We start from the raw sequence: 25,717 nt of genomic DNA on the forward strand, positions 1-25,717 counted from the left end.
GCTACAGCCAGCCTATAGCGACTGGACTTACACAGAAGCCTCCATCAGCAGTAACCGGGTGCCCCTCGGTTATTTATTGATCTTTTGTTTGATTTGCCGCAGCCTTAACGGGTCACTCAGGTATGGGCTCGTCTGGTTCTTCAAGGGCGGTTGGGCAGTTGTCTCTGCCTTAATTTTTTGTTAACAGTGCTTGGTTTTCGTCACCGTGAGTCTCTGCATAGACACAGACCGATGGGAAATATAACCAACTACGTACAAATACTCAACCGGAACGCTCTGCGTTCCCGTCTTATATCCCCGCCCGATTGAGGGTGTCGCAAAACTTCAACAGCTCGTTCTCACGCTCTGAAGTCGTCATTCCCGCGAAGGCGGGAATCCAGCTCCAACGGTGGATCTCTGCCTTCTCGGAGATGACAAAGCCAGGGGGACACCGGGCAGTATGGTTCTGGTGGAGAGTCATTGTGGATTCCCGCCTTCGCGGGAATGACGAGAATGAAGCCGGCAATGACGGGAGTCAACGCGTTCCCTCGCCGGAGAGAGTTTTGCGACACCCTCGATTGGGCGAGGGTTTACGACGATTTTGCTAAACTGATCGCCCTGCCAACCCTGGCCTTGTGCTTTACGCCATGACTGATGGCCGTTTTGCGGTGTGGGACCCTCACCGCAATTATTGACTGCCGCAAAAGAACGGTGAAGATATTCAGGAGCGAACCCCGGCTTTTGTGTTCTCACCCTCAGACGTGCGGGATGGACTGGCTGGGGCTGGCAATGCTTCCCTTTGCAACGGGTTGATTCGGGATTGGGCCAGTTGGCAGAAAGAAAAGAAGAAGCCTTATCAGCAGTTGAAGGCACTATTGGCATGGCGGAGCATACCTTTGTGATCAATTTTTCACCCGATGAAATATCACCTAACCCAGCCCTGCCAGCCAAGCAAAAGGCACTGGCTCGAAAAACCATTACCCGCCTGAAGCTTGATAGTCATCAGAATGATAAAATGGTGGACGACAGCATTGGCGGCATTGATATAGGCAAAAGCCTGAATGGTACAAATATGAATGACTCTCTGGATTCCGATATGCATGGCTCTTTAAGTTCATCATTTGATGGCTCATTTGGTTCTTCATACGATGACAGTTTCAGTTCAGGAGGGGGAATAAACAATGACGGGTAATAATAAATTTACGAGAACCTGAATTGCGCCCTGATGCCTGATGTTCTCAAACCTCCACCTCATGCAGCGCCAAATCCGGCGCAGCCCCCTTTACCTCTCCCCCTGAATAAAAGCCTTCTGCCCTAGTCCCACAGACTCTCTCCTCACTGTCACGACTGAACCACCGCTTAGCTCTGACTGACTCGTTCCATTGCCATTGAGCGCGGTGATTGTAGCTATAACCTTGCTTCCTTCCGGGATAAGCGCCTGAACTGTTGCCAGATGTTGGTAGTGGCCATGGTCTTCCCTTTTACTCTTCCCTGAACGCAAAAAAGGCAACACCCTGAGGTATTGCCTTTTCACCTTCACCAATGTGAAGCATCTCAGCTACATAGTACGTAGCTCAATCTTTACAGAGGACGGATGTCTTCTGCCTGAGGACCTTTCTGACCCTGGGTCACTCGAAATTCAACCTGCTGGCCTTCAGTCAGGGTTTTGAAACCGTCACCAACGATCTGACGGAAATGGGCGAACACGTCAGGACCATTCTCCTGAGCGATGAAACCAAAACCTTTCTCTTCGTTGAACCACTTAACAGTACCGGTAGTAGTAGACATAATCATATCCTGATTTTTTTTAAGCAAAATACCTTGCCGTGTATGCCACGGATAAGGCGGTAAAGCTAGAAGTTTTGTTATCGCTTATGAAGAACAGGACGAGCCACTACGCTCAGAACACTAAATCTATACATAAAGAATCAAACGCACTTATAACCTGGTGCCCATTTTACATGGCTTCGAGCTTTTAACAACGAGTATAAAACAATCATTAACGGTGGTAACTACTCAATTAGCATTAATTCTGTGAGTAGTGCCTTTCTGGCTCGATGATTTGTACCACTCGTCCAGAATCTGCCTTTACGCTTGCCGAAAGGCACAATGCCCTCCAACTCTCTGCATCCTCCTGAACCTCGACCAGGGCGCGTTATTATCCAACCGACCGAACAGATAAAAACATCAGTAACCTGACCGGAAAGACACCTGAAAGTGATCTAGAATGCGGCGTTTAGGTCTGCTACAACTCGCACAGTACTCAAAGATAAACAATGGGATCGGGTCAAAGACATGCTGCCGGGTAAAGTCTCTGACCCCGGACCAACAGCTGACAACAGGTTATTCATTGAGTCGATTCTCTGGCTTGCTCGTACCCGAGTACCGTGGAGAGACATGCCTGAAGAGTTCGGTGATTGGCACAATAATATACAACCGATTCAGTCGCTGGAGCTCGAAAGGAATATGCAATCAAGTCTTTGAAAAACTGAGTCAGGATTGTGATACGGAATACCTCATGGTTGACGGATCAATCACCCGTGTTCATCAACACGGTGCTCCAAAAAAACGGATAACAGTGCCGAAGCAGTTGGAAAATCAAGGGGAGGTTTAACAACCAGGATCCACACTGCAACGGATGCACTTGGTAATCCTGTTCGCTTCATTCTCACAGCTGGACAAGCATCAGAGTAAGAACAGGCAAATGCCATGATAGAGGGATTTTCAGCGGACTTCGTTCTTGCTGACAAGGGATATGACTCAAATGCACTCCTCCTCGAGGTCAAGAAGTCAGGTGCTGAAGCAGTGATTCCTCCGAAGCGAAATCGGATAGATCAGCGAAAATATGACAAAGAAATCTACAAGTAGCGAAATCTAATTGAGCGACTATTCCAAAAGCTCAAGAACTTTCGGCGAGTTGCAACTCGCTATGAACGCTTGGCACGCAATTATATGAAAATGCTTCAGATAGCAGCCATCATGATCTGGTTAGCTTGACAACATCAGTAAATTGATTGTCTGGTTAGAAAAGAACGCTCCCTGGCATCAAGCAGCTGGCTGAGAAAGAGAAGGTGGACAAGGCCAGGGTCTCAAAGTGCATCCGCCTGACCTGTCTGGCTCCGGATATTCAGGAAGATATTTTGTGCTACGAGGGTAAGTGGCAGCTGTCGATGAAAGACTGTATGAAACCCTTCCCGATGCTCTGGTCTGAGCAGCGGGAACATTTTAGAAAGCAAACCACCGCAACATTAGTAGACACTGGTTTGTAATCAGTTTTATCCGCCCAGCATAAAATCGCCCACGAACCCGACATCGACCTCCAGCCCAAAAACCAAACTAACGTACTGATTTGAAAAGAAAAACCAAAGTGGAGGAAGTGACACCCCAATTCCTCCAAAAAAACCGAGAAGAGAGAAAAACAGAGAGGAACAGGAGGAAAAACAGTGAAAAAGTCCGTTTTGCAAAACCGGCAAAAGTTGCAAAAACCCTTTAAACGTAGGGCCAAAACAGAAAAAACCTGTAGACCACAGCCTACAGGTTTTTTGTTATATGGCGGACCGGACGGGACTCGAACCCGCGACCTCCGGCGTGACAGGCCGGCATTCTAACCAACTGAACTACCGGTCCGCTGAACCCTACACATACCGCCCAAAGTAGCCAGTATGCGGTCACGCAACCCCTTTAGAGAAACTGGTGGGTGATGACGGGATCGAACCGCCGACCCTCTGCTTGTAAGGCAGATGCTCTCCCAGCTGAGCTAATCACCCGACTTCTCTCTCTGCGCGGTGCAGTGCGCTGAAGTGGAGCGAATGTTATGCAGATCAGATGAAAGTGTCAAGGAAAAAAACACGTAAAAAGAAGAACTTTTGTGTTCTAGCTGAGAGTTTTTCTGTGTTTTCAATATCAGCGATATGCTATCAATGAGTTTACAAAAACATGAGTCTATTTTTGACAACTCAAACTCTCCTTTAAAACCAAGAAGAAAGCACCAAAATTCAATCTTAAAGCTGTCGTTTATTCAGAGATACGAAAGCTTTTGATGGAGCCCCCGTATCTGCCAGAATCAATTTGCAAGATGCATATAGACTTTCACTCGACCCTCTTCTTTACCTCGATCGATTTTTATCTGCTGAATAGTCACTTCATAACGGGTATCCAATGCAACCATCCAAGCCAGAAGCTTCTGATAGGCCGCATCTTCTATCCAGACTCCCAAACCTTTACGATCAGGTTGAACACGACTTAATGTCAGTTCTGATTGTCTGGCACTGCCCGATACAATAGTAGAAAGGTCTTTTTTTGCACCTGCAGCCCTTTGTTTCCTTTGAGCTTGTTTTGCTTGATCAACATTATCTGCCATCCATTCATAAATGGATTGTTGGTGAGTGAACTCTTCCTGCTGCTTTTCACTCCATTCGGTTATAGGCTTCCAAACGAACAGATAGACTGAAGCCAACAAAAGGAGTGCTGTCAGAAGATGCAATGCTCTTCGATCTTTCTCCGGCATCAGCTCGTACTTAGCCCGAAGCTGGAGCCAGAGCGGACTTCTCTCGAGTAGATGAGTCAGTTTCATCAGCTTCACCTGCCTATCGTCATTCGAGCATTTACGCCCGTTTTTTCCTGGTTGGCACTATCCAGGCGTGCGCTTAGCCCGGATGATTTTACTGCCGCCAACAGCTTATCAACCCCTTCAAGATTGTCTGCTTTCAACTCCAGCACCAGTGCTCCTGTCGCTTCATTGAAATCCATGCTGACCGGCTTCAGCTTAAAATCTGACAAAGAAGATGACACAGCAGAAACCTGTTGCAGCAAAGGTAAAAAGGCTTCTCCAGTGGCACTTTGACCGACATTTTTCAATCGACTTTCCATACGCCCCTTCAGGTTAATGCTTCCAACTGAATGTGTCTGGGCCTCAAGCACCTGCTGATCCTGTGGAAAGACTTCCAAGTAGAGCTCTGCGCTATCCTGCCAGTACTCTTGGGCTTTCTGTTGATACAAAACTCCTTCCCCGACTTTTAAACCCAGCTCAAGCAGCAACCAGATGGAAGCCACCAGGGCCAGAGGCTTCCAGCGGCGCATCTTGCGGGTAGCTCTTTTAGGGCATTGATAAGGGCCATAACGAAGGTCAACTAAGTCGGCAGATCTTTTGGATGAAAAATACAACGCCGCCAGATACTCAAAAACAGTGCCAGTCAATGGTTCTTCTTCCACCAGCCAGCCGTTTTCTTCCAGCCATTGTTTCACCTGATCTCTCTTCTCAGTAGCCAATGACACCAGACCATCAGCAAATCTTATTCTGGCACTAACAAGAGCCTCAGCATCTTCAGCTATCAGCTCCTCATCCGTGTGAATAATATCTTCACTGACCTTTTCCCCCCAATGACCCAAAACAAACTTGAGAGCTTCGTAGTCGAGACAAACACTGGCTTGGTCGGGTGCAGAAAGAATAGAGGAATCATTTTCAAGAAGGAGGTTTAATTCTCGCGGAACGCCCTGCAAAAACTGTAGCTCAGCCATAACTTGCTGGGCGGAAACCCCCTGCTCGTCAAGACAGGCTAATAGAGATTGCATCTGCTCATGGGGAACAGCCGACACGTAAACTTGTTCACTTTTCCTGTTTAGATAACTGGCCAGGTGCATAGACTCGATGTCATCGGCTAGTTCCTCTTCAATCATAAAGGGCAGCGCGGTTGAAAGATGCTTTCGCTGACCACTGTTAATAGGTAGCCGCTTGTGCATGACCAGAGTCCCTGGCAAAAGCACTAACACCTGGTCCGGCATTTCATCTTCCAGAGTGGTCTCGTCCAGCTCTTTGTTATCAGGCTTATGGATAACAAACTGGACCCAGTCATTTTTGACTTGACCCAGCTCCGAGATATGGACATCTCCCAAGAGCTGTCCGTTACTGGCAAAAGCCCCCCACTGAACTCGAGTGTTCGTCTCAATCCGGGAAACCGGCGGTGGTATCCGAATCAACAGGATGTTTTTCATTATTAGACCTCAGGATTCCTTCTTGGCACTTACCCAGTAGTCGTTGGGTCCAATCTCACGACCGGCGATTTGAACCTGTCCCTCTGTATTACGATACATAAGGGTTTTTAAATAGAATGACGTATCTCGATACGTTGCCTTGATGTAAGCAGTAAAATATTGGCTGGCAACATCCAGAGGCACTTCTTTAAGAGCGGCAGTTTTATCTTTCAGGGCCGGCAGCCTGGCCAGATCTTCCAGTCTGACGAACCCTTCTGCACTCTGAGCATCAATAATAGTCTCTACATCACTTTCTGTGAGTTTATCAGACAGTGAACGCATTACTTCAGGCAGCACCGTATTGACGTTGATACTGGTAGTGTCTGGCAAAGCGGTTACCAGAGGAGCTAACAATTCAAACTCATCAATACCAACGCCCTTAATCAGTCTTAACTCGGATAATGAAACAAACGGAGCATCAGAAGTTCTTCTCGGCGGATCCATGGACAGATAATTATTATCTTCTCCACCGTCTTCTGAGGGTTCCTGGTCATGATCAATCCAGTCCTTGATGGCTGAGGCAATCTGTACATTCAGGCCCAGATTTTGCAGTATGATCTCGAACATTCCACGAAACTTTTGTCCGTCCAGTGCATCTGCGGCGAGCCAGTTCAGGTTAAACCGACTGGTTTCATCAACAATGACCAACTCGATATCCCCCTGATCAACGGCATAGCCCACTTCTTGTATATTCCAGCGTTCACTTTCGTGATCCATGATTTTTTTCTTTTTCTTGTCTTCTTCCGCATCCTGCTCTAGCAATAAAGCAACATAGTTTTCAGCCCCCAGAGCCAGATGTCTGGCCTGTATACGCTCCAGATAATGGGTATTTTTTTCAGTGTGGAGCCAGAGACTGGTCATCATCTGGGAAGCCATCAAGGTAATCATCGCGAAGATCAAGAGCACATAGATCAGGGCAATGCCACGCTGCCGGTTAACTGGCCTCATCGTTCTTCCTCTTTCTCATCACCTTCTTCATAGTCACTCTCATACAGCTCTGGTATGAAAGACATTCGCCCTGCTCTATTCTGATCTTTACCCTGTTCCTGATCCGGTTTTGTATGAGCATTCGGGGACTTGTAGTCTAGAGCAGGCAAAATCGTTACCAGTTTTCCAAAATTCCCGTGCTGCATCGTCAGCTCTATTGCGTGGGGCATCACCGGATCTTCTGTTTTCTTTGCTCCAGTTGCCGGTTTCGGTCTCCGGGATTTTTTTTCCGGTGGCCAGCTGTTCTTCCAGCGCTTCTTTTCGTCCATAAAACGGACTTTCAATGCCTGCACATTGTCGAGAATAACCTGCCTTATCAGAACCGGATCAGGAGCCCTGTCCAACATTAACCAGTAGTAACGAACCAGCTCATCGTCTTCCAGGTTATAAGCAACTCGTTGCAGGTTGCTCCTCAGCTCCATCAGCGGGTTACGCCAGCCAGCACGGGTAAATTCCAGAACAAAGCCATCAAGACTGGGAGACTTGACGGCTGGTAGAATCTCACCAAATTCATCCCGTACCGGTCTTGCCGCCAACTGGAACAGATCTTTCTCCAGAATCAGCTTCGCCCGCTGAATTTCATCCAAACTGTCCAGAATGCCATCGGTCACCTGCTGAGCCCGACTCACTGAATCGAACAACTTGTAGGCCGCCGTGCTGATCATGGCAAAGAGCATTATGGCTATCATCAGCTCAAGCAGTGTAAACCCCTTGCTTCCGTTCATTTTCTGGGCTTCCTCAGATAGGACTCCAGAGAGAATATCGGAATATCGTCACCATCAGGCTTCTGAACACCCACAAAGACATCCACAACAATTTTTCTGAAGTCTCTCTTGGTGGTATCCCTGACGGTTTGACGAACGTACCAGTCATACCCAACATAGTTTTCAACCTTTCCTCTGACCCCTTTATCAGGCCAGTTTTTTTCTGCCTGGATACGGCTCAGATACTGGTCAGCCAGCTGTGCAGCCAAAACCTTTTCCTGCATATAGCGGGTTTGGCGGATACTGTTACCGTCTGCCAGCATCAACATGGAAGCGGCTAAAGCAAAAATGACCACAGCCACCATCACCTCAATAAGGGTGAAACCAAAAATACTAGCGGACGACTTCGACATCGGACAAGCCATCGGTTATCAGCACCACCCTCTGCTTTTTGTTTTCACTGGGGATCACGAATAGAGAAAAAGGGGTCACCTGATAGTCTGAATAAAAAACAACATCAGGGCCGACATCTGTGGGTTCGAGAAAGGGTAGATCGTCCTCATCTGTATACAGATAAACATCCAGACTTTCCGGCATCCTGTAGGGCTGAAAAGGTGTCTCTGTAATCACAATCCATTCATTACTTTCCAGCGGCAATACCCACCAGTAGTAACGCCCATTCTCATCAATGGAAAAGCCGTATTCGGCATTATCCAGGAGCGCTTTGTCCCTGACCTGAGAGAACAAAATCTGTAATCTTGCCGCCTGCTCCTGAACTGTTTTTTGAACATTCCCAGTCATTGGGCTCAATAGAGTAATACCCAGCAATATACCTATAATCAGAATGACAACGAGCAATTCAACCAGAGTAAAACCCTGATTTTTGTTAATCACTGTCCTGCTTCCTTCCGATACCATACTGTTCATTGAGCCCCTTTAACTTTGGAAGTTTTAATCCGATATCAGAATTGAGTTCAAGACTCTTCCCAGTTGGTAATATCTGCATTAAGACCTTCACCACCCTCACGGCCATCAGCCCCCTGAGAATAGAGATCGTATTTTCCATGATTACCAGGCTGCAGATAAATGTAGGCATTCCCCCAAGGGTCAACCGGAGCTTTTTTCAAATAGCCCTCCGGATTCCAGTTTCTAGGCTCAGGAGCGATGGTAGGCTTCTTGATCAGGGCATCCAGACCCTGATCCGTCGAAGGATAAAAACCATTGTCCAGTCTGTATAATTCAAGCGCCTGGGAGAGCGTTTCAATATCCGACCTGGCCACTGTAATCTTGGCCTGATCAGGACGGCTGAGAATTTTTGGCGCCACCATGGCAGCCAGTATTCCCAGGATCACGACAACCACCATGATCTCTATGAGGGTAAAACCTCTTTGTACCTGTCTTGTCATCATTTTCACGACCTCATCAATGGATTCCGTACCGAGGAAATGGGATTGCTGCCCCCACTTCCAGAAATCTGTCAGTCAAGCGGCAGATTCTGTCGTGTACGTCCTGTTTCAACCTTTACGAACATTGCTTTAAAAGCCATGCTCACTGCATTCAGTTTAAAAGCTGGTTCATGTTAAGAATGGGCAGCAATATGGCTAACACAATCACCATGACTACACCGCCCATAACCACCAACATTAAGGGTTCAAAAAGCCCCAGCAAGAGGGATATCCTCCCATCCAGCTCCATCTGCTGATTCTGAGCCGTTCTGTCCAGCATTTCGTCCAGCTCACCAGTCGATTCACCACTGCCAATCATGTGAAGCATCAAAGGTGGGAAATAACCGGTTTCAGCCAAGGCTCGGTTCAGACTGGAACCTTCACTGACCCTTCTGGCAACATCTTTAACCGCATCACAAATTGCCCGGTTATCAATAACCTGTGCGGCAATAATCAGGGCTTCCACCAGCGAAACACCACTTCGGGTGAGTATGCTCAGGGTGCTGGCAAATCTTGCGGCACTTAATGTTCTACTAAAGCGGCCAAGAATGGGTAAGCGTAAAAAGAAACGATCCCATGACATCCGGAATGTCGGCTTCTTCAGCGCCTGCCTGAATGCGACAATTCCAAAGAAAATAATACCGAAAATAACGGGCCAGTAGGTCTGGAATCCTTCACTGGCAGCGATCAGTGCAACGGTAATGCCTGGCAAATCCTGACCCGTGTCGACGAAGACCTTTACGACATCGGGCACCACATAGCCCAGAAGAAAACTAACGATCCCCAGAGCCGCCATCAGCAGTATGATGGGGTACAAAAGAGCCTGTTGAATTTTCTGGGTGGATTTCATTCTGGCTTCTGTGTAGTCCGCCAACCGGTTCAGTACTTTGTCCAAATATCCGGCATGTTCACCGGCTGCCACCGTGGCCCGGAACATCTGGGGGAAAATATGAGGAAAATCTTCAAGGCTCTGGGCCAATGTGAAACCTTCAAGTACCTTGGAACGAATCGCCAGCAGTATATTTTTGAGCCTGCGCTTTTCCTGCTGGGAAGCGACACCATAAAGCGCTTCCTCTACAGGCATGGCCGCCTGAATGAGAGTGGCTAACTGACGAGTCAGAGTAGCGAGCTCAACAGCAGAAACACCACGTTGAAAGAGCGTGGACAAACCACCGGAGGCATTCTGTTTCTGCTCTGAGACCTGATTGACCGATAGGGGGGTCAACTCTTTATCACGAAGCATCTGCCGGACATGCCGGTTACTGTCGGCTTCCAGTGTTCCCTTATGCTGTTTGCCCTGCTGGTCGAGGGCGATGTATTCATATGCAGCCATGTCGTGCGGTGATCCGCCTCCGATACGGATTAATCTTTCTGGGTCACTCTGAGCACTTCTTCCAGTGTTGTCAGACCAGCCAATACTTTCTTGGCACCATCTTCCCTTATGCCAGGAGAGCTCTTTCTGACATAGTCAGTAATCACCTGCTCTCCCTCTCCTGCATGAATCATTCTTCTGACCTGCTCGTCGACCATGACCACTTCGTAGATGCCGGTCCGGCCCCGGTATCCACTGTGATTGCAATCTTTACAGCCTTTTGCGTGGTACAGTTCAGGCGCATTGGCTAACTCAACCCCCAACTCCCTGCATTCAGCCTCATCAGGTTGGTAGGGCTGTTTACATTGATTACAGAGAACTCTGACCAGACGCTGAGCCATCACACCCAGCAAGCTGGAAGAGAGTAGAAAAGGTTCAATTCCCATATCCTGCAAGCGGGTCAATGCACCAATGGCAGTATTGGTATGAAGTGTCGATAACACGAGGTGACCGGTCAAACTGGCCTGCACGGCAATTTCAGCTGTTTCGGTATCGCGTATTTCCCCCACCATGACCACATCCGGGTCCTGACGTAGGATGGCTCTCAGCCCCCTTGCAAACGTCATATCAACCTTGGTATTCACCTGAGTCTGGCCAATACCTTCGAGGTTGTATTCGATGGGATCTTCTACGGTGAGAATATTTCGACATTTATCATTCAATGAGGTCAAGCAACCATAGAGAGAGGTGGTTTTACCAGAACCGGTAGGCCCCGTGACTAGAATAATGCCATAGGGTTTGGCCAGCAGGCTTGATACGCATTGGAGATCCTGATTTTCCATACCCAGATGCTTCAGTTCAAGACGACCGGCTGCCTTATCAAGAAGACGCAGTACCACTCTCTCACCATTACTGGAAGGTAGTGTTGAGACCCTGACATCCACCTCTTTACCCGCAACTTTCAGAGAGATACGGCCATCCTGGGGAATGCGTTTTTCAGCAATATCCAGACGAGCCATAACCTTGATCCTCGAGACAAGGAGTGCAGCCAGTGTTCGTTGCAGACTTAGAATCTCTCTCAGAACACCATCTACCCGCACCCTGACAACCAGAATATTTTCGAAAGTTTCGATATGGACATCCGATGCGCCTTCCTTGATCGCTTCCGTCAATAAAGCATTGATCAGGCGAATCACCGGGGCATCGTCACTCTGCTCAAGCAGGTCTTCTGTTACCGGTACTGCTTCAGCAAGACTACTCAGATCCAGATCATCACTAATACCGGCAGCATTCTGCAGAGCTTCGGAACTGTCATTGTGATAACACTCGGACAAGACTTCGGAGAGCCGGTCTGCTCCCACCTTGCGATAAACAGGAGACTGGCAGGAAATTCGTGTGACCTCAGAGAAGATATCAGCTGAAGGCACCGAGCGAAAATAGAGCACCGGCTGTTCCTGCTCCCAGACCAGCACCACCCCATGCCTTTTGGCAAAAGTAAATGGCAGACGATGCAAAATCAGTCCCTGATTTTGGGATGCCTGATCTTCTGGAAGGCTGGCTGTGTCAGTCAAGGCTAACTCCTTGGATAATTAATAATTCCAGAACTTCTATTGGGTTGATCGAGGACAACCAGAAACAATCCGATATTTTTTGCTCTGAACCCTGGAAATTGAATTATTCTTCAAGCACGTCACAGGAAGTGTGATCCAATATCCAAATTTTACAACTGAATTTTAAAAATGATTCAAACACAAACCCAACTTTTTTGATCCAGAAGATATTACTGATCAAAAATGATTAATTAAAAACTGTTTTTAGTGAAAGCATCAGCTTTTAAAAACAGCACTCTTATGCTTTATTTAGGTTAAGAATAGCCCATGACCCATAACGCTTTCCTTAATCAAGTACACATCAAATAGAGAAATTAGAGAACAGTATGAATTCAGAGGTCATAGCCACCTACTTAAAATGGGGCCATCGAAAAAATTGCATAGCACTGACCTGCCTTCTGGCGATCACCATGATTGTTTCATTAGGCGCTCAGTCATTTTTCTTTTATGAATCACTGGCGAAGGAAGATGCTTTTGATAATTATGAACAAGTGTACCAAAATCAACCAAAAGAAAAAATTCTTACTCCTAAAGACTTCGAATTACTCTTTGGTGCCAATCATCAGCCTGAAGTCGCGAAACAGTCCGCCGATATTCCTAAAACAAAGTTAAATCTGGTACTCAGAGGTACTCTTGGAGAACGTGACCAGAAGAATAAGTATTCAAGTGCTATTATCCAAGGCAACAATCAGGACAAGCTTTATGGCATCGAAGACAGACTGCCCGGTGGTGCCATACTCAGGGAAGTGCATTCAGATCATGTGGTTTTAAGTCGCAATGGCCAGCTTGAAATCCTTTATTTTCCGGATGCAGGTAAAGATGACAGGGCTTTGCAGGAATTCAAGAGCCCCTCAGACACTACGGATAAGAATACAGAACGCCCCGGCTTCACTCAGGAGCCGGATGGAAAATCACTTGAACAGCGCATGCAGGAGTTGAGAGATAAACTTCAGCAGGCTAATCAAGGGATTTGATACAAGAATTAAAACTTTTTCATATGGTTAAGTGATGAAAACTAAAGACTGTCCATTTGTATGCATGGCCTTCAGACCTCTGTTTGCTGCATTGCTTGCCCTTAGCCTTCAGAGCAATGTATCAGCGGCCCCTTCTGCTGAAACTGCTGTAGTCAATCTGGCTGCACCCCCTCCCACAAAAGCCCTCAAGGCTGAAACGGCCAAGGACAAAAAGTGGACTCTGAATCATCAGAACGCTGACATTCGTGAATTCATTGGCCAAATCGCCAAGATCACTGGTGAGACCTTTGTCATAGACCCCAGAATCAAGGGGGGTAACACTGTAACGGTTATTTCTTCCAAACCGTTGAGCAGCGACGAAGTTTACGATGTTTTCCTCGAAGTACTGTCAGCTAATGGCTACGCCGTAATACCCAAGGGCAATATCATCAATATAGTGCCCAGTACTACAGCAAAAACCAGCTCTCCCAGTGGAAATCAGAAGCCACGTAATGCTGTCATGACCACACGGGTTCTGGAACTTCACAGTGTATCGGCTATTGAACTGATACCCATTATTCGCCCTCTGATCGCCCAGTATGGGCACGCAGCCGCTTCCGCATCCAGTAACGCTGTTATAGTCAGTGACCTTGCAGACAACGTTGAGCGAATCACCAAGCTGGTGAGGGAGCTGGACAAGACAGGTAATAATGATTACGAAGTGCTTCAGTTGAAGCATGCCTGGGTGGGTGATGTTTCCAAAATCATTCAGGACACACTGATAGCTGCCAAGGGGCAAATGCCAAGCGGACTGCAAGTCATTGCTGATGAGCGCAGCAACCGACTGGTCATCAAAGGTAACTCCAGTAAGCGCCAGAGAGTCAGGAAACTGGTAGAAACGCTGGACAAGGAAGGTATTCGCAAGTCCACTACCAAGGTGATCTTCCTCAGCTATGGCGATGCCAAGAATATTTCAGAAATCCTTGCAGAAGCATCTACCACGATTCAGGAGAGTCAGGAAAAGAAATCCAATTCTTCGGCTTCATCACAACAGCCTGTTCCACCGCACCCCTCTGTTCCCAAGGTTCAGACCAAAGGTCAGCCTTCCGGAAAAAGCAGGGGTTCCGGAGCAGCACCGAACGTGTTCGTTAAAGCCGACGAATCCCAGAACGCCCTCATCATGATTGCTGATCCGGACACTCTGGCAGAGATGGAGCATATCGTTCGGCAGCTTGATGTACCAAGATCACAGGTACTTTTGGAAGCCGTCATCGTAGAAGTCTCTGGCGGTATAGATGATGCTCTGGGTGTCCAGTGGGGTATTGATGGCAAGGAAACCATTCGCGGCTCAACCGAGACAGACCCTTCTGGTAAATCAACCAAAACCGTTGTCGGCAGCAAGAGCAGCATAACAGGACACATTCTCGATAACGCGGCAATCACCCTGGGCTCTCTGGCTTTGAGAGCGGATAATTTTGGTGTGCTGGTATCTGCCTTGAGTTCAAAGTCTAACAACGACATTCTATCTACACCCAGTATGCTGACGCTGGACAACCAGGAAGCTGAATTCCTTGTAGGTCAGAATATTCCTATCAAGACAGGCTCTTATCAAACCTCAGCCGGTGGTGGTAGCAACAACCCGTTCACTACGACGGACCGGAAGGATGTCGGCATTAAGCTAAAGATCACCCCTCACCTCAGTGAAGGTAACGGCATCAGGCTAGAGCTGGAGCAGGAGGTTTCTTCTCTGGACACTCGTACTTCAGAATCCCTTTTAAAGAATGATGACCTGATCTTCAATAACAGAACTCTGAAAACCACCGTTCTGGTAGATGATGGCCAGACCATTGTCATTGGTGGCCTGATTGAAAACGTCAAGAGTCAGACCAAGAAGAAAGTCCCGCTTCTGGGTGATATCCCTATCATCGGAAACCTGTTCCGCTTCGAACAGGATAAGAACCAGAAGCGAAATCTCATGTTGTTTATAAGACCGACCATCATGAGAAACTCTGAAACACTGGCCAAAGCCACCAAAGATCGTTACACCAAGTTGAAAGTGATTCAGCACAACAAAAAGGCACCTGACATGCTACCGGCAGAGCCATCTACCCTGTTCGAACCAGAAGCCTTTGATCTGCGCAAGAAAGATAAAAAAGCCTGGCAAAGTAGTGACTGATACTGGATTCAAGTAATAGTTTCCAGTTAGAAAAAGCCAGATTATGAAGTCTGGCTTTTTCTGTTTTTCATAAAAGGCTTACTGCCTTAAAATTATTTGCAAACTTTTGACTTATAATTTTCACAAAACTGACAATAAAAAAGAAAAAAGTCGTCTATTTTGAAATCTATCCGTCGAAACTAAATTAATTCACCATTCTGATTTTTTTTAACAAAGAGCCCTTCATCAGACGTTCATTCCCAAGAAGGTCTAAACACACTCAATATGAAGCAGATACCGAACACCAGAAAAAAACGTCCAGACAAAGGCGGCAATTTGTTTAGCTCGTAATCACCCAGCGAGCATCTTAACAATTTAATCGGCTGCAAGATGAGTAATAACGAAAATATCAGGTAAACAGGTTTTATCAGCAAGTTGTTCAGGTAGAGGTAATAGCTGATCGGGTATACCGACAGCAACAATATAGCGTATAGTTTCTTACTTGTATCAAACCCTATTCTGACAGTCAGGGTTCTGATGTTGGAAGACTGATCTTCCAGATAATCTCGGATTTCATTCGACACCAGTAGAGCAGCTGTTAAAAGACTCACGGGTATAGAAACCCAAAGTAGCTTATTATTCCAGACACCAGAAACCGCATAGTAAGACCCGCTTACCATCAGTACCCCAGTCAGAATAAAAACGGCTGGAACTCCCAAACCGAGATGTTTATAGACGATAGGCTCTCCTGTATAGAAGTAACCAGCAGTTACACCGAAAAGCCCCATTAGAAACAAAGGCCAGCCCGTTTTCCAGACAAGCCAGAGTCCTATGACAGTTGCTACCAGAGCAAAAAGACCGGCAAAAGCAAAGTTCCTGCGAATCTGCTGAATCACCTGCTCTGCCAATTGGCCTGTCTTGCTGTTCCAGAAATGTAAGTCAGCATGATCATTGGCCAGATTACTGGCTGCCTGTAATAAAATACCCGCAATCATTACAGCCACGGCTCTGGCAATATCTCCCTCTCCCTTTGAGAAAGCTACGGCGACCCCTAATCCGCAAGTGATCAGTGCAACAGAGAAGGAAAAAGGCCTAAGCGCCCTCGCAAAACGGTATTTATCAGGATTGAGATTCGGTGTATCCACTAGAGGATTCCCTGAGGATGGAGATAAATACGGGACTATGTGCCATTAAGCGTCTTAAGCCTATAGCGATATTCCGAAACCCGGATAGCAATTAGGTAAACAGGAGAGAGATTAGCCACTCAGGAACTCAATAAAAAATCGACCCATCTCCTCTGAGATGAGCCGTATAATGAGTCAAAACTGATCAGATCGGACTCTTACCAGCCTGTTTTCTCTTTCAGAGCCTGACCGATTTCTGCCAGAGAGCGAACGGTTTTTACACCGGCTTCTTCCAGTGCAGCAAACTTCTCGTCAGCAGTCCCTTTACCACCAGAAATAATTGCACCCGCATGACCCATGCGCTTACCCGGAGGTGCAGTAACACCGGCAATATAGGAAACAACTGGCTTGGTTACGTTTTCTTTGATGTAAGCAGCCGCCTCTTCTTCAGCTGTACCACCGATTTCGCCGATCATAACGATCGCTTCAGTCTGTGGATCTTCTTGAAACAGCTTCAGGATGTCGATGAAGTTGGAGCCAGGAATCGGGTCACCACCGATACCAACACAGGTGGACTGACCAAAACCAAAATCAGTGGTCTGCTTAACCGCTTCATAAGTCAGGGTCCCGGAACGGGAAACAATTCCAACTTTGCCTGGTTTATGAATGTGGCCAGGCATAATGCCGATCTTACACTCGCCCGGAGTGATAACACCCGGGCAGTTGGGACCAATCAGAGTAACACCCAGCTCGTCGCAGCGGACCTTGCAGTCCAACATATCCAGAGTTGGAATACCTTCGGTAATGCAGACAATCAACTTTATACCGGCATTGGCAGCTTCGAGGATAGAATCCTTACAAAAAGCGGCAGGCACGTAAATTACAGAAGCATCAGCGCCGGTTGTAGCGACTGCCTCGGCAACCGTGTTGAATACAGGTAGACCCAGATGTTCCTGACCCCCCTTGCCCGGAGTAACACCACCAACCATACGAGTACCGTAAGCAATCGCCTGTTCGGAGTGGAAAGTTCCCTGAGAGCCAGTAAAGCCCTGGCAGATCACCTTGGTCTCTTTATTAATCAGGACACTCATTCTTATTTACCCTCCGCTGCTTTTACTACCTGGTCTGCAGCGTCGGAGAGACTGCTTGCAGCGATAATATCGAGTCCACTTTCAGCCAGTTTCTGAGCACCAAGCTCAGCGTTGTTGCCTTCCAGACGCACAACAACAGGTACTTCAACACCGACTTCTTTCACTGCACCGATGATGCCGTCAGCAATCAGGTCACAGCGAACGATGCCGCCGAAGATGTTAACCAGTACCGCTTTAACACTATCGTCAGACAGAATAATCTTGAAAGCTTCACTGACACGTTCTTTGGTAGCACCGCCACCCACGTCCAGGAAGTTTGCGGGAGCACCACCGGACAGCTTAACGATGTCCATGGTACCCATAGCCAGACCAGCGCCGTTTACCATGCAGCCGATGTTACCATCCAGGGCTACGTAGTTGAGTTCCCACTGAGCCGCGTGGGCTTCGCGTGCGTCTTCCTGAGAAGGATCGTGCATGGTCTTCAGACGAGGCTGACGGTAAAGAGCGTTGCTATCAATGTTCAGCTTGGCATCCAGGCAGTGCAGATCGCCAGCTTCAGTGATAACCAATGGATTGATTTCCAGCAGAGCCAAATCCAGATCCTGGAACAGTTTCGCCAGACCCAGGAAGATCTTGGTAAACTGCTTAACCTGTGTAGCGTTCAGACCCAGTTTGAAAGCCAGTTCACGGCCCTGATAGGGCTGAGCACCGACCAGAGGGTCAATAGTTGCCTTCAGAATCTTTTCTGGCGTTTCTTCTGCCACCTTCTCGATTTCAACGCCACCTTCGGTGGAGGCCATAAAAACGATCCGGCGGGTAGAACGGTCTACAACAGCACCCAGGTAAAGTTCCTGAGCGATGTCGGTGCAACTTTCTACCAGAATCTTGCTAACTGGCTGACCATTTTCGTCTGTCTGGTAAGTGACCAGATTCTTACCCAGCCACTTCTCGGCAAATTCACGAATTTGGTCCTTGGAGCTGACCAGCTTTACGCCCCCAGCCTTACCGCGTCCACCTGCATGAACCTGTGCTTTAACAACCCACTGATTTCCGCCAATTTGGTCTGCGGCTGCAGCTGCTTCTTCCGGTGTATCGCAGGCAATACCCTTGGATACCGGCAGGCCATATTCAGCAAATAGCTGCTTACCCTGATATTCATGGAGATTCATACTGACAATACCATTGTTGTTTTAATCAAATTCCTATCCACATCCGTGGATAAAAAAGGTTTCTTTGTTTCGACCCCAACTCTTCAGGCATCGAAATTAAACTTTGGGTCTTGATGCCTGTCTAACTTGTACTTTCGATATAAAATTGTCTCAAGTCTTACAGGCTGAGATCCCCTCTGACACTTCTTCGCATCAGTTTTTTCCATTGAGAAAGCTTACTGCTACATAGGTCTTCCACACATCAGTAAATCATTCCCGGACACTCAGTTAGCGACGTTTACGATTAGGAATATGAATCGCATGACCGTCTACAGCCAGAACTGCTTCGTGCAAAGCTTCACTCAATGTTGGGTGAGAGAATATAGTCAGAGCCAGGTCTTCAGTGCTGGCCGCAAACTCCATGGCAATAACTGCCTGCTGAACCAGTTCAGCAGCGCTTGGGCCTACTACGTGCACACCCAAGACACGGTCAGTTACCTTGTCAGCAATAACCTTAACCATTCCTTCCGTATCGTTAGCAGCCAGAGCACGACCACTGGCAACAAATGGGAAAGTACCTAATTTGTAATCAACACCTTCGGCTTTCAGTTCCTGCTCGGTCTTGCCTACCCATGCAATTTCAGGATGGGTATAGATCACAGAAGGAATCAAATCATAGTTCACATGACCTTTCTGGCCAGCGATGATTTCAGCAACCATGATGCCTTCTTCACTGCCCTTGTGCGCCAACATTGGACCACGAACTACATCACCAACAGCGTATACACCGGGCACGTCAGTAGCACAGTGATCATCAACAAAAATAAAGCCACGCTCATCCAGGTTCACACCACAATCTGCAGCCAGCAGGCTCTCTGTGTATGGACGACGGCCTACAGCAACAATCAGTTTGTCGAATACAACGACCTGTTCACTACCATCAGAATCCGCATAGGTAACGTGTACTTCTTTACCCTTGATTTCAGAACCAGTGACACGGGCACCCAGGCGGATGTCCAGCCCCTGCTTCTTGAAGATTTTCATGGATTCTTTGGAGATCTGCTCGTCGGCAGCTGCCAGGAAACGATCCATGGCTTCCAGAACAATGACTTCAGAGCCAAGACGACCCCAAACGCTACCCAGCTCGAGGCCGATAACACCAGCACCAATGACCCCAAGACGTTTGGGTATTTCCTGGAATTCGAGAGCACCGGTGGAATCAACAATCAAATCACCATCAGTTGGTGCAGGGGGAATTTCTACCGGACGAGAGCCAGTAGCAATGACAACATTACCCGCTTCATAAACTTCAACAGTGCCATCAGCCTTGGTTAGCTCAACCTGCTTGTTCGCCAGTACTTTACCAGCACCTTCCAGCAGAGTTACACCATTTGCTTTAAACAGACCACCGACCCCGGTAGTGAGGGTTTTAACGATCTTGCTCTTGCGGGCGATCATTTGCGGCACGTCCATTTCCACACCAGAGTGATTGATACCGTGCAGCTTGAAGTCTTTTTGAGCTTCAACAAATTTGTGAGAGCTGTCCAGCAGCGCCTTGGAGGGAATGCAACCTACGTTCAGACAGGTTCCGCCCAGAGCTGTTTTTCCTTTGTCATCAGTCCACTTTTCAATACAAGCAGTCTTAAGGCCCAGCTGCGCTGCACGAATTGCACAAACGTAACCTGCAGGACCTGCTCCGATGACAACAACGTCAAACTGATTCGCCATATCTTCTATTCCAAGAAAATGAGAATGGCGGCCTTGTGAGCCGCCGCATAACCCATGAAAACTTACAATTCCAACAGGATTCTGGCTGGATCTTCCAACAGCTCCTTGATGGTAACGAGGAAAGTGACTGCTTCCTTGCCATCCAGCAACCTGTGGTCATAGGACAAAGCCAGATTCATCATGGGCAGAATCTCCACCTGACCGTTGACGGCCATGGGGCGCTCCTGAATTTTGTGCATACCCAGAATAGCGGACTGAGGTGGATTCAGAATCGGTGTAGACAAGAGCGAACCAAACACACCGCCGTTGGAAATAGTAAAGGTTCCACCGGTCATGTCCTCAATATCCAGTTTGCCACCCTGGGCTTTTTTACCGTATTCACGGATTTTGGCCTCAACGTCGGCGAGGCTCATGTTTTCAGCGTTACGCAGAATAGGTACTACCAGACCACGATCGCTGGAGACAGCAACGCCAATATCCTGATAGCCGTGGTAAACGATATCATTACCATCAATGGAGGCATTAACTGCAGGATAACGACGCAGGGCTTCAGCACAGGCTTTGACAAAGAAGGACATAAACCCGAGACGAACACCGTGCCGCTTCTCGAACTGATCTTTATAACGGGCTCTCAGTTCCATAACCGGCTTCATATTGACCTCATTGAAGGTGGTCAGCATGGCGGCTGTCTGCTGTGCTTCTACCAGACGCTGGGCAACTCTAGCACGCAGACGTGTCATTGGTACACGTTTTTCCGTGCGCTCGCCAGCAAATACCGGAGTTGTAGCTTCTACCACAGGCGCAGAAGAAGCATGGACTGTTGGAGCAGGAGCAGCTACCTGAGCTGGCCGCTGCTCTGCATGACGAACGACATCTTCCTTGGTGACACGACCGCCCCTGCCAGTGCCAGAAATAGTCGTTGGGTCAATGCCTTTTTCATTAGCGATCTTACGAGCAGCGGGGCTCAATACTGGCTCTTCCGTACTAGGTGACACTTCACTGGTTGCCGACGCTGATTCAGCTGCAGGAACGGAGGCTGTGGATGCTGCACCGGCTTCAAAAACGGCAATAACCTCTTCGCTCAGGACCGTCTCGTCTTCATTCTTGAGAATCTCTTTCAGCACGCCATCCGCTGGAGCAACAACTTCCAGTACTACCTTATCGGTCTCTATATCGACCAGCAGCTCATCACGAGAGCAAGCTTCTCCGGGCTTCTTGTGCCAAGTGGCAACCACACCGTCAGCGACAGATTCCGGAAACGTTGGTGCTTTTATTTCAGTGGCCATTATGGATCCTTTCGGGGTTGCGACCGATCGCCCCGGAGCTACCGGGGCATCATTAATTAAACGTTAAAAGCGTCTTCTACCAGCTTTTCTTGCTCTTCTACATGCTTGGACATATAACCACATGCTGGTGCCGCTGAAGCATCACGACCTGAATAGGCCAGACGCAGGTTGTTAGAGTGATTATCGAGAGCACGGCGCATATGATGCTGGCTGCAGTACCAGGCGCCCTGGTTCATCGGCTCTTCCTGGCACCAGACAACATCCTTCAGGTTTGGATAGTGCGCAATCACCTCATCAAGGTCATCCTGAGGAAAAGGATACAGCTGCTCGATACGAATGATGGCTGAATTTTTCAGTTCATTTGCACGCTTATACTCAAGCAGATCGTAATAGACCTTACCGCTGCACATGACAAGACGGGTAATTTCCGCTGCTTCATGCACATCAACCTCTGGAATGATGGTCTGGAAGCTGCCTTCAGCCAGCTCTTCCAACGTGGAAACTGCCAGCTTGTGCCTAAGCAGGCTCTTGGGAGTAAAAGCGATTAATGGCTTTCGCAGCGGACGCAACACCTGACGACGCAGCATGTGAAACACCTGAGCCGGAGTGGTTGGCACACACACCTGGATATTGTGCTCTGCACACAGTTGCAGATAACGCTCAAGACGGGCTGAAGAGTGCTCCGGGCCCTGACCTTCATAACCATGAGGCAACAGCATGGTCAGGCCACAGAGACGCCCCCACTTGTGCTCACCACTGGTAATAAACTGGTCAATAACTACCTGACAGCCGTTAGCAAAGTCACCAAACTGGGCTTCCCAGATAACCAGTGCGCCCGGTGTCGTAGTCGCATAACCATATTCGAAAGCCAGCACAGCCTCTTCCGAGAGCAAAGAGTCCCAGATCTGGAAGTCAGGCTGTTTTTCGGAAATATTGGCCAGTGGTACATAGGTAGAACCGTCTTTCTGATTGTGCAGCACCGCATGACGGTGAGAGAAAGTGCCTCGACCAACATCCTGACCGGTAATACGTACCGGATGACCTTCCATAATCAGGGTACCGTATGCCAATGTTTCAGCGGCACCCCAGTTGATGGATTGTGCTCCCGCAGCCATTTTCAGTCGATCATCAATAATCTTGCTGACCTGACGCTGAACAACAAAACCTTCAGGTACCTTGCACAGTTTCTGCCCCAGGCCCTGCAGAGTAGCCAGGGCTACGCGGGTATCGTGACGCGCAGTCCATTCATGTCCTAGGTGAGGAGTCCAATCAACAAACAGTTCTTTGTTGGGTTCTTTTACCAGCGACTTAACAACATGACCGCCGTTGTCCAATGCATTACGGTAGCTGTCTACCAGCGCCTTGTCCTTCTCTGCATCCATGACGCCTGCTTCCATCAGTCTCTCTGCATAGAGATCACGGGTCGTCTTGTGACTCTTGATAATCTGGTACATCAGAGGCTGTGTACCGGAAGGTTCATCGGCTTCATTGTGACCACGACGACGGTAGCAGACCATGTCAATAACAACATCGCGCTTGAATTCCATTCGGTAATCCAGCGCCATTTTGGTCGCAAAGTGGACGGCTTCAGGATCATCACCATTCACATGAAGGATAGGAGCACCGACAATCTTGGCTACATCCGTACAGTACTCTGTAGAACGGGCATCTTCCTGTTTACTGGTTGTAAAACCCACCTGGTTGTTGACGATAATATGCAGAGTACCACCGGTCTTATAAGCACGGGTCTGGGACATCTGCAGGGTTTCCATGACTACCCCCTGACCAGCAAATGCGGCATCACCGTGAATGGCAATCGGTATAACCTGACCACGGGCAGAATCGTTACGACGATCCTGACGAGCACGCACAGAGCCCTCTACTACAGGGGACACTATTTCCAGATGAGAAGGGTTGAATGCCAGTGCCAGGTGAACTTCACCACCCGGTGTCATGACGTTGGAGGAAAAGCCCTGGTGATACTTCACGTCACCAGAGCCGGTATCGGCCATTTTCTTACCCTCGAACTCGTCAAACAGTTCAGAAGGGTTCTTTCCGAGAATATTAACCAATACGTTGAGTCGACCACGGTGAGCCATGCCGATCACGATTTCCTTGGCGCCGTAAGAACCGGAGCGCTGGATAATTTCGTCCAGCATGGGAATCAATGATTCCCCTCCTTCCAAACCAAAACGTTTGGTGCCCGGGTACTTGGTTCCCAGGTATTTTTCCAGACCTTCTGCCGCAGTCAGGCGTTCCAGCAGATGCTGCCGACCTTCAAGGCCCAAATCCGGACGACCTCGAACACTTTCCATGCGGCTTTGGAACCAGCGACGTTCTTCAGTGTTGACAATGTGCATGTATTCAACACCGATGGAGCCGCAGTAGGTGGCCATGAGAGAGTCGATAATCTCGCGCAGCGTTGCCCGCTCTTTACCGATAAAAATGGTACTGGTCTGAAATTCAGTATCCAGATCTGCTTCGCTCAGCCCGTGATACTCAAGGCTCAGATCGGGAAACTGTTCACGCTGCATACAACCCAATGGGTCTATTCTGGCCTGCTGATGCCCGCGGATTCGGAAGGCACTGATCAAACGCAACACCTGAATCTGCTTGCGCTCATGATCGCTGGAAATGGTGCCGGCTTGGATTGGGCGGGTGCTCTGACGCTGACGCGCCATCAGGACAAAATTTTCCTGGATGGTGGAGTGAGGTACATCCGGACCACCACCATTGACCTGAGGAAGTTTTTCAAAATAATCACGCCACTCCTCAGAGACCGAATTCGGATCGCGAAGGAATTGTTCGTAAAGTTCTTCGACGTATGCAGCATTCCCCCCGGATATATGTGAGGTATCCCACATTTGCTGCATCACACCTTCTTGCATCATCACTACCCCGTGAATGAAGGGCTGTCTAATCATGAGAGTCGCACTGTGGTCTGCCTGTCTGTTGTCCTGACAGGCAGAGCGCTGAAAACCGGGGCTTTCGCCTCCCCCGCTTATTCAAACTCCACAGATAGACCGGTGATTGACCGGCCGTCCCGCTGATAAAACCTGCCTGACCTGCCCTTCATTGGTTTGGAGAGTCAGTAGTCAGTCAGGCTTAGAATAAACTACAGTTCCACTTAATTCGTGCGACAGTGGGACCATAGCCAGAAATTCTCTTTGGATCGTCAGCTCCTCCAGAATTCTGGCGTCAGCCTCAGACCCTTTATGTTGAAAATTAGTTTTGAAAACCAGTGTAGATACTGCTGATAGAAAAAACGTACGCTCACATAACATTCGCACATTTCATGTAATCGGACCACCCTCAAATTGATCTAAAATCGAGTTCTCCGACAACTTCCTCTTCCAGGGAGTCTCTTGTGCAGCAATAAAAGAGCCCCCCTGTTGTCTGCTTAATCGCTTAAGGCCGCCTTTTAGAGTGACCGATCAGGATGCACTATCAAACAGCATCTGTTTAATATGACCAATTGCCTTGGTTGGATTCAGGCCTTTTGGACACACAGCCACACAGTTCATGATACCACGGCAACGGAAAACGCTGAACGGATCATCCAGTTCCGCGAGTCGTTCCTGAGTCGCAGTATCACGGCTGTCAGCCAGAAAACGATAGGCCTGCAGCAGGCCGGATGGACCAACAAACTTGTCGGGATTCCACCAGAAAGATGGACAGGCTGTGGAGCAGCATGCACAGAGAATACACTCATACAGGCCATCCAGCTTCTCACGATCTTCAGGACTCTGCAGACGCTCTATGGCCGGTGCAGGCTCTTCATTGATCAAGAAGGGCTTGATCTTTTCGTACTGCTTATAGAAAAGACTCATGTCCACGATCAAGTCACGGATGACCGGCAGTCCAGGCAAGGGACGCAAAATCAACTTCTTCTTGCTACCCATGGCTTCCGACAAAGATGTTACGCAAGCCAGACCATTAGTACCATTAATGCTCATACCATCGGAACCGCAAACACCTTCACGACAGGAGCGACGATACACTAAGGTTTCGTCTTTTTCCTTGATCAGGTTTAAGACATCGAGCACCATCAGGTCTTTGCCTTCAGGAATATCCACCTCAATGTCTTTCATGTAAGGTTTGGAGTCAGTCTCCGGATTGTAGCGATAGACACTGACACTTAATGAACTACCCAACATATTCCTGC

The 25,717-nt window shown here is 48.3% G+C and carries 22 protein-coding genes, 2 tRNA genes and 1 pseudogene; 4 read left to right on the forward strand and 21 right to left on the reverse strand.

Annotated features, from left to right (window positions below):
- Positions 1–338: 338 nt before the first annotated feature.
- Positions 339–518: a hypothetical protein gene (locus ACO6V5_RS09340; RefSeq protein ID WP_422442372.1), complete on the reverse strand. Its 180-nt coding sequence runs from the start codon at positions 516–518 to the stop codon at positions 339–341.
- A gap of 290 nt (positions 519–808) precedes the next feature.
- Between ACO6V5_RS09340 and ACO6V5_RS09345 the strand changes: the two genes are divergently transcribed.
- Complete coding sequence (locus ACO6V5_RS09345) at positions 809–1,171, forward strand: hypothetical protein (protein ID WP_422442371.1); 363 nt, start codon at positions 809–811, stop codon at positions 1,169–1,171.
- A gap of 90 nt (positions 1,172–1,261) precedes the next feature.
- Here the strand turns inward: ACO6V5_RS09345 and ACO6V5_RS09350 are convergent, their stop codons facing one another.
- Together ACO6V5_RS09350 and ACO6V5_RS09355 are read right to left on the reverse strand one after the other, a co-directional pair.
- Entirely contained in the window at positions 1,262–1,480 is a 219-nt protein-coding gene (locus ACO6V5_RS09350) for a hypothetical protein (RefSeq protein ID WP_422442369.1), read from the reverse strand.
- Between the two features lie 80 nt (positions 1,481–1,560).
- Complete coding sequence (locus ACO6V5_RS09355) at positions 1,561–1,767, reverse strand: cold-shock protein (RefSeq protein ID WP_257275284.1); 207 nt, start codon at positions 1,765–1,767, stop codon at positions 1,561–1,563.
- A 465-nt stretch (positions 1,768–2,232) separates the two neighbouring features.
- Here ACO6V5_RS09355 and ACO6V5_RS09360 point away from each other — a divergent pair.
- A pseudogene (locus tag ACO6V5_RS09360) lies at positions 2,233–2,976 on the forward strand (IS5 family transposase); the annotation flags it as partial.
- A gap of 553 nt (positions 2,977–3,529) precedes the next feature.
- On the opposite strand, the gene ACO6V5_RS09365 reads toward ACO6V5_RS09360, so the two are convergent.
- From ACO6V5_RS09365 to gspE, 11 genes are all read right to left on the reverse strand, one after another.
- Positions 3,530–3,606: transfer RNA gene (locus tag ACO6V5_RS09365), tRNA-Asp, on the reverse strand.
- Between the two features lie 64 nt (positions 3,607–3,670).
- Positions 3,671–3,746 (reverse strand) — tRNA-Val (locus tag ACO6V5_RS09370).
- Positions 3,747–4,042: 296 nt separating this feature from the next.
- The gene (gene gspM, locus ACO6V5_RS09375) at positions 4,043–4,552 is read right to left on the reverse strand and encodes a type II secretion system protein GspM (RefSeq protein ID WP_422133317.1); all 510 of its coding nucleotides are present in this window, start codon (positions 4,550–4,552) and stop codon (positions 4,043–4,045) included.
- Positions 4,553–4,557: 5 nt separating this feature from the next.
- The gene (gspL, locus tag ACO6V5_RS09380) at positions 4,558–5,970 is read right to left on the reverse strand and encodes a type II secretion system protein GspL (RefSeq protein WP_422137660.1); all 1,413 of its coding nucleotides are present in this window, start codon (positions 5,968–5,970) and stop codon (positions 4,558–4,560) included.
- Positions 5,971–5,979: 9 nt separating this feature from the next.
- On the reverse strand, positions 5,980–6,957 hold the full coding sequence (gspK, locus tag ACO6V5_RS09385) for a type II secretion system minor pseudopilin GspK (RefSeq protein ID WP_422133315.1): 978 nt from the start codon (positions 6,955–6,957) through the stop codon (positions 5,980–5,982).
- The gene (gspJ, locus tag ACO6V5_RS09390; RefSeq protein ID WP_422133314.1) at positions 6,954–7,721 is read right to left on the reverse strand and encodes a type II secretion system minor pseudopilin GspJ; all 768 of its coding nucleotides are present in this window, start codon (positions 7,719–7,721) and stop codon (positions 6,954–6,956) included. The genes gspK and gspJ overlap by 4 nt, the downstream gene beginning before the upstream one ends.
- A complete protein-coding gene (gspI, locus tag ACO6V5_RS09395; protein ID WP_422133313.1) occupies positions 7,718–8,113 on the reverse strand; it encodes a type II secretion system minor pseudopilin GspI in 396 nt (131 codons plus the stop codon). Before gspI ends, gspJ begins: the two co-directional genes overlap by 4 nt.
- Positions 8,094–8,594 carry a prepilin-type N-terminal cleavage/methylation domain-containing protein gene (locus tag ACO6V5_RS09400; protein ID WP_422133312.1) on the reverse strand — a complete coding sequence of 167 codons (501 nt, stop codon included), beginning with the start codon at positions 8,592–8,594 and terminating at the stop codon, positions 8,094–8,096. The genes gspI and ACO6V5_RS09400 overlap by 20 nt, the downstream gene beginning before the upstream one ends.
- An 80-nt stretch (positions 8,595–8,674) precedes the next feature.
- Positions 8,675–9,109, reverse strand: a complete 435-nt coding sequence (gene gspG, locus ACO6V5_RS09405) for a type II secretion system major pseudopilin GspG (RefSeq protein WP_422133311.1) — start codon at positions 9,107–9,109, stop codon at positions 8,675–8,677.
- A gap of 148 nt (positions 9,110–9,257) precedes the next feature.
- Complete coding sequence (gene gspF, locus ACO6V5_RS09410) at positions 9,258–10,478, reverse strand: type II secretion system inner membrane protein GspF (protein WP_422133310.1); 1,221 nt, start codon at positions 10,476–10,478, stop codon at positions 9,258–9,260.
- 29 nt (positions 10,479–10,507) lie between these two features.
- A complete protein-coding gene (gene gspE / locus ACO6V5_RS09415) occupies positions 10,508–12,028 on the reverse strand; it encodes a type II secretion system ATPase GspE (RefSeq protein ID WP_422133309.1) in 1,521 nt (506 codons plus the stop codon).
- A 365-nt stretch (positions 12,029–12,393) separates the two neighbouring features.
- Between gspE and ACO6V5_RS09420 the strand changes: the two genes are divergently transcribed.
- A complete protein-coding gene (locus tag ACO6V5_RS09420; RefSeq protein ID WP_422133308.1) occupies positions 12,394–13,041 on the forward strand; it encodes a type II secretion system protein N in 648 nt (215 codons plus the stop codon).
- Between the two features lie 34 nt (positions 13,042–13,075).
- Positions 13,076–15,196, forward strand: a complete 2,121-nt coding sequence (gspD, locus tag ACO6V5_RS09425; RefSeq protein WP_422442367.1) for a type II secretion system secretin GspD — start codon at positions 13,076–13,078, stop codon at positions 15,194–15,196.
- A 233-nt stretch (positions 15,197–15,429) separates the two neighbouring features.
- Here the strand turns inward: gspD and ACO6V5_RS09430 are convergent, their stop codons facing one another.
- The 7 genes from ACO6V5_RS09430 to ACO6V5_RS09460 form a co-directional block, all read right to left on the reverse strand.
- Positions 15,430–16,320 carry a prenyltransferase gene (locus tag ACO6V5_RS09430; protein ID WP_422133306.1) on the reverse strand — a complete coding sequence of 297 codons (891 nt, stop codon included), beginning with the start codon at positions 16,318–16,320 and terminating at the stop codon, positions 15,430–15,432.
- A 197-nt stretch (positions 16,321–16,517) separates the two neighbouring features.
- Positions 16,518–17,390 carry a succinate--CoA ligase subunit alpha gene (sucD, locus tag ACO6V5_RS09435; protein WP_422137656.1) on the reverse strand — a complete coding sequence of 291 codons (873 nt, stop codon included), beginning with the start codon at positions 17,388–17,390 and terminating at the stop codon, positions 16,518–16,520.
- A gap of 2 nt (positions 17,391–17,392) precedes the next feature.
- A complete protein-coding gene (sucC, locus tag ACO6V5_RS09440) occupies positions 17,393–18,559 on the reverse strand; it encodes an ADP-forming succinate--CoA ligase subunit beta (protein ID WP_422133304.1) in 1,167 nt (388 codons plus the stop codon).
- Between the two features lie 267 nt (positions 18,560–18,826).
- Positions 18,827–20,266, reverse strand: coding sequence for a dihydrolipoyl dehydrogenase (gene lpdA, locus ACO6V5_RS09445; RefSeq protein ID WP_422442365.1), 1,440 nt, complete (start codon positions 20,264–20,266; stop codon positions 18,827–18,829).
- Between the two features lie 62 nt (positions 20,267–20,328).
- Positions 20,329–21,552 carry a 2-oxoglutarate dehydrogenase complex dihydrolipoyllysine-residue succinyltransferase gene (gene odhB, locus ACO6V5_RS09450; RefSeq protein ID WP_422137654.1) on the reverse strand — a complete coding sequence of 408 codons (1,224 nt, stop codon included), beginning with the start codon at positions 21,550–21,552 and terminating at the stop codon, positions 20,329–20,331.
- Positions 21,553–21,608: 56 nt separating this feature from the next.
- Positions 21,609–24,440 carry a 2-oxoglutarate dehydrogenase E1 component gene (locus ACO6V5_RS09455; protein ID WP_422137093.1) on the reverse strand — a complete coding sequence of 944 codons (2,832 nt, stop codon included), beginning with the start codon at positions 24,438–24,440 and terminating at the stop codon, positions 21,609–21,611.
- A 546-nt stretch (positions 24,441–24,986) separates the two neighbouring features.
- The gene (locus ACO6V5_RS09460) at positions 24,987–25,709 is read right to left on the reverse strand and encodes a succinate dehydrogenase iron-sulfur subunit (protein WP_422133301.1); all 723 of its coding nucleotides are present in this window, start codon (positions 25,707–25,709) and stop codon (positions 24,987–24,989) included.
- Positions 25,710–25,717 lie beyond the last annotated feature (8 nt).

The sequence above is a fragment of the Endozoicomonas sp. ALD068 genome (assembly GCF_049310145.1).
Classification (GTDB): Bacteria; Pseudomonadota; Gammaproteobacteria; order Pseudomonadales; family Endozoicomonadaceae; genus Endozoicomonas_A.

Excerpts from the sequence above, each read along its gene's own strand:
- ACO6V5_RS09355 (WP_257275284.1), bottom strand. The coding sequence starts at position 1,767 with ATGTCTACTACTACCGGTACTGTTAAGTGGTTCAACGAAGAGAAAGGT.
- gspM (WP_422133317.1), bottom strand. The coding sequence starts at position 4,552 with ATGAAACTGACTCATCTACTCGAGAGAAGTCCGCTCTGGCTCCAGCTT.
- gspL (WP_422137660.1), bottom strand. The coding sequence starts at position 5,970 with ATGAAAAACATCCTGTTGATTCGGATACCACCGCCGGTTTCCCGGATT.
- gspK (WP_422133315.1), bottom strand. The coding sequence starts at position 6,957 with ATGAGGCCAGTTAACCGGCAGCGTGGCATTGCCCTGATCTATGTGCTC.
- gspJ (WP_422133314.1), bottom strand. The coding sequence starts at position 7,721 with ATGAACGGAAGCAAGGGGTTTACACTGCTTGAGCTGATGATAGCCATA.
- gspI (WP_422133313.1), bottom strand. The coding sequence starts at position 8,113 with ATGTCGAAGTCGTCCGCTAGTATTTTTGGTTTCACCCTTATTGAGGTG.
- gspG (WP_422133311.1), bottom strand. The coding sequence starts at position 9,109 with ATGATGACAAGACAGGTACAAAGAGGTTTTACCCTCATAGAGATCATG.
- gspF (WP_422133310.1), bottom strand. The coding sequence starts at position 10,478 with ATGGCTGCATATGAATACATCGCCCTCGACCAGCAGGGCAAACAGCAT.
- ACO6V5_RS09420 (WP_422133308.1), top strand. The coding sequence starts at position 12,394 with ATGAATTCAGAGGTCATAGCCACCTACTTAAAATGGGGCCATCGAAAA.
- gspD (WP_422442367.1), top strand. The coding sequence starts at position 13,076 with ATGAAAACTAAAGACTGTCCATTTGTATGCATGGCCTTCAGACCTCTG.
- sucD (WP_422137656.1), bottom strand. The coding sequence starts at position 17,390 with ATGAGTGTCCTGATTAATAAAGAGACCAAGGTGATCTGCCAGGGCTTT.
- sucC (WP_422133304.1), bottom strand. The coding sequence starts at position 18,559 with ATGAATCTCCATGAATATCAGGGTAAGCAGCTATTTGCTGAATATGGC.
- lpdA (WP_422442365.1), bottom strand. The coding sequence starts at position 20,266 with ATGGCGAATCAGTTTGACGTTGTTGTCATCGGAGCAGGTCCTGCAGGT.
- odhB (WP_422137654.1), bottom strand. The coding sequence starts at position 21,552 with ATGGCCACTGAAATAAAAGCACCAACGTTTCCGGAATCTGTCGCTGAC.
- ACO6V5_RS09455 (WP_422137093.1), bottom strand. The coding sequence starts at position 24,440 with ATGCAAGAAGGTGTGATGCAGCAAATGTGGGATACCTCACATATATCC.
- ACO6V5_RS09460 (WP_422133301.1), bottom strand. The coding sequence starts at position 25,709 with ATGTTGGGTAGTTCATTAAGTGTCAGTGTCTATCGCTACAATCCGGAG.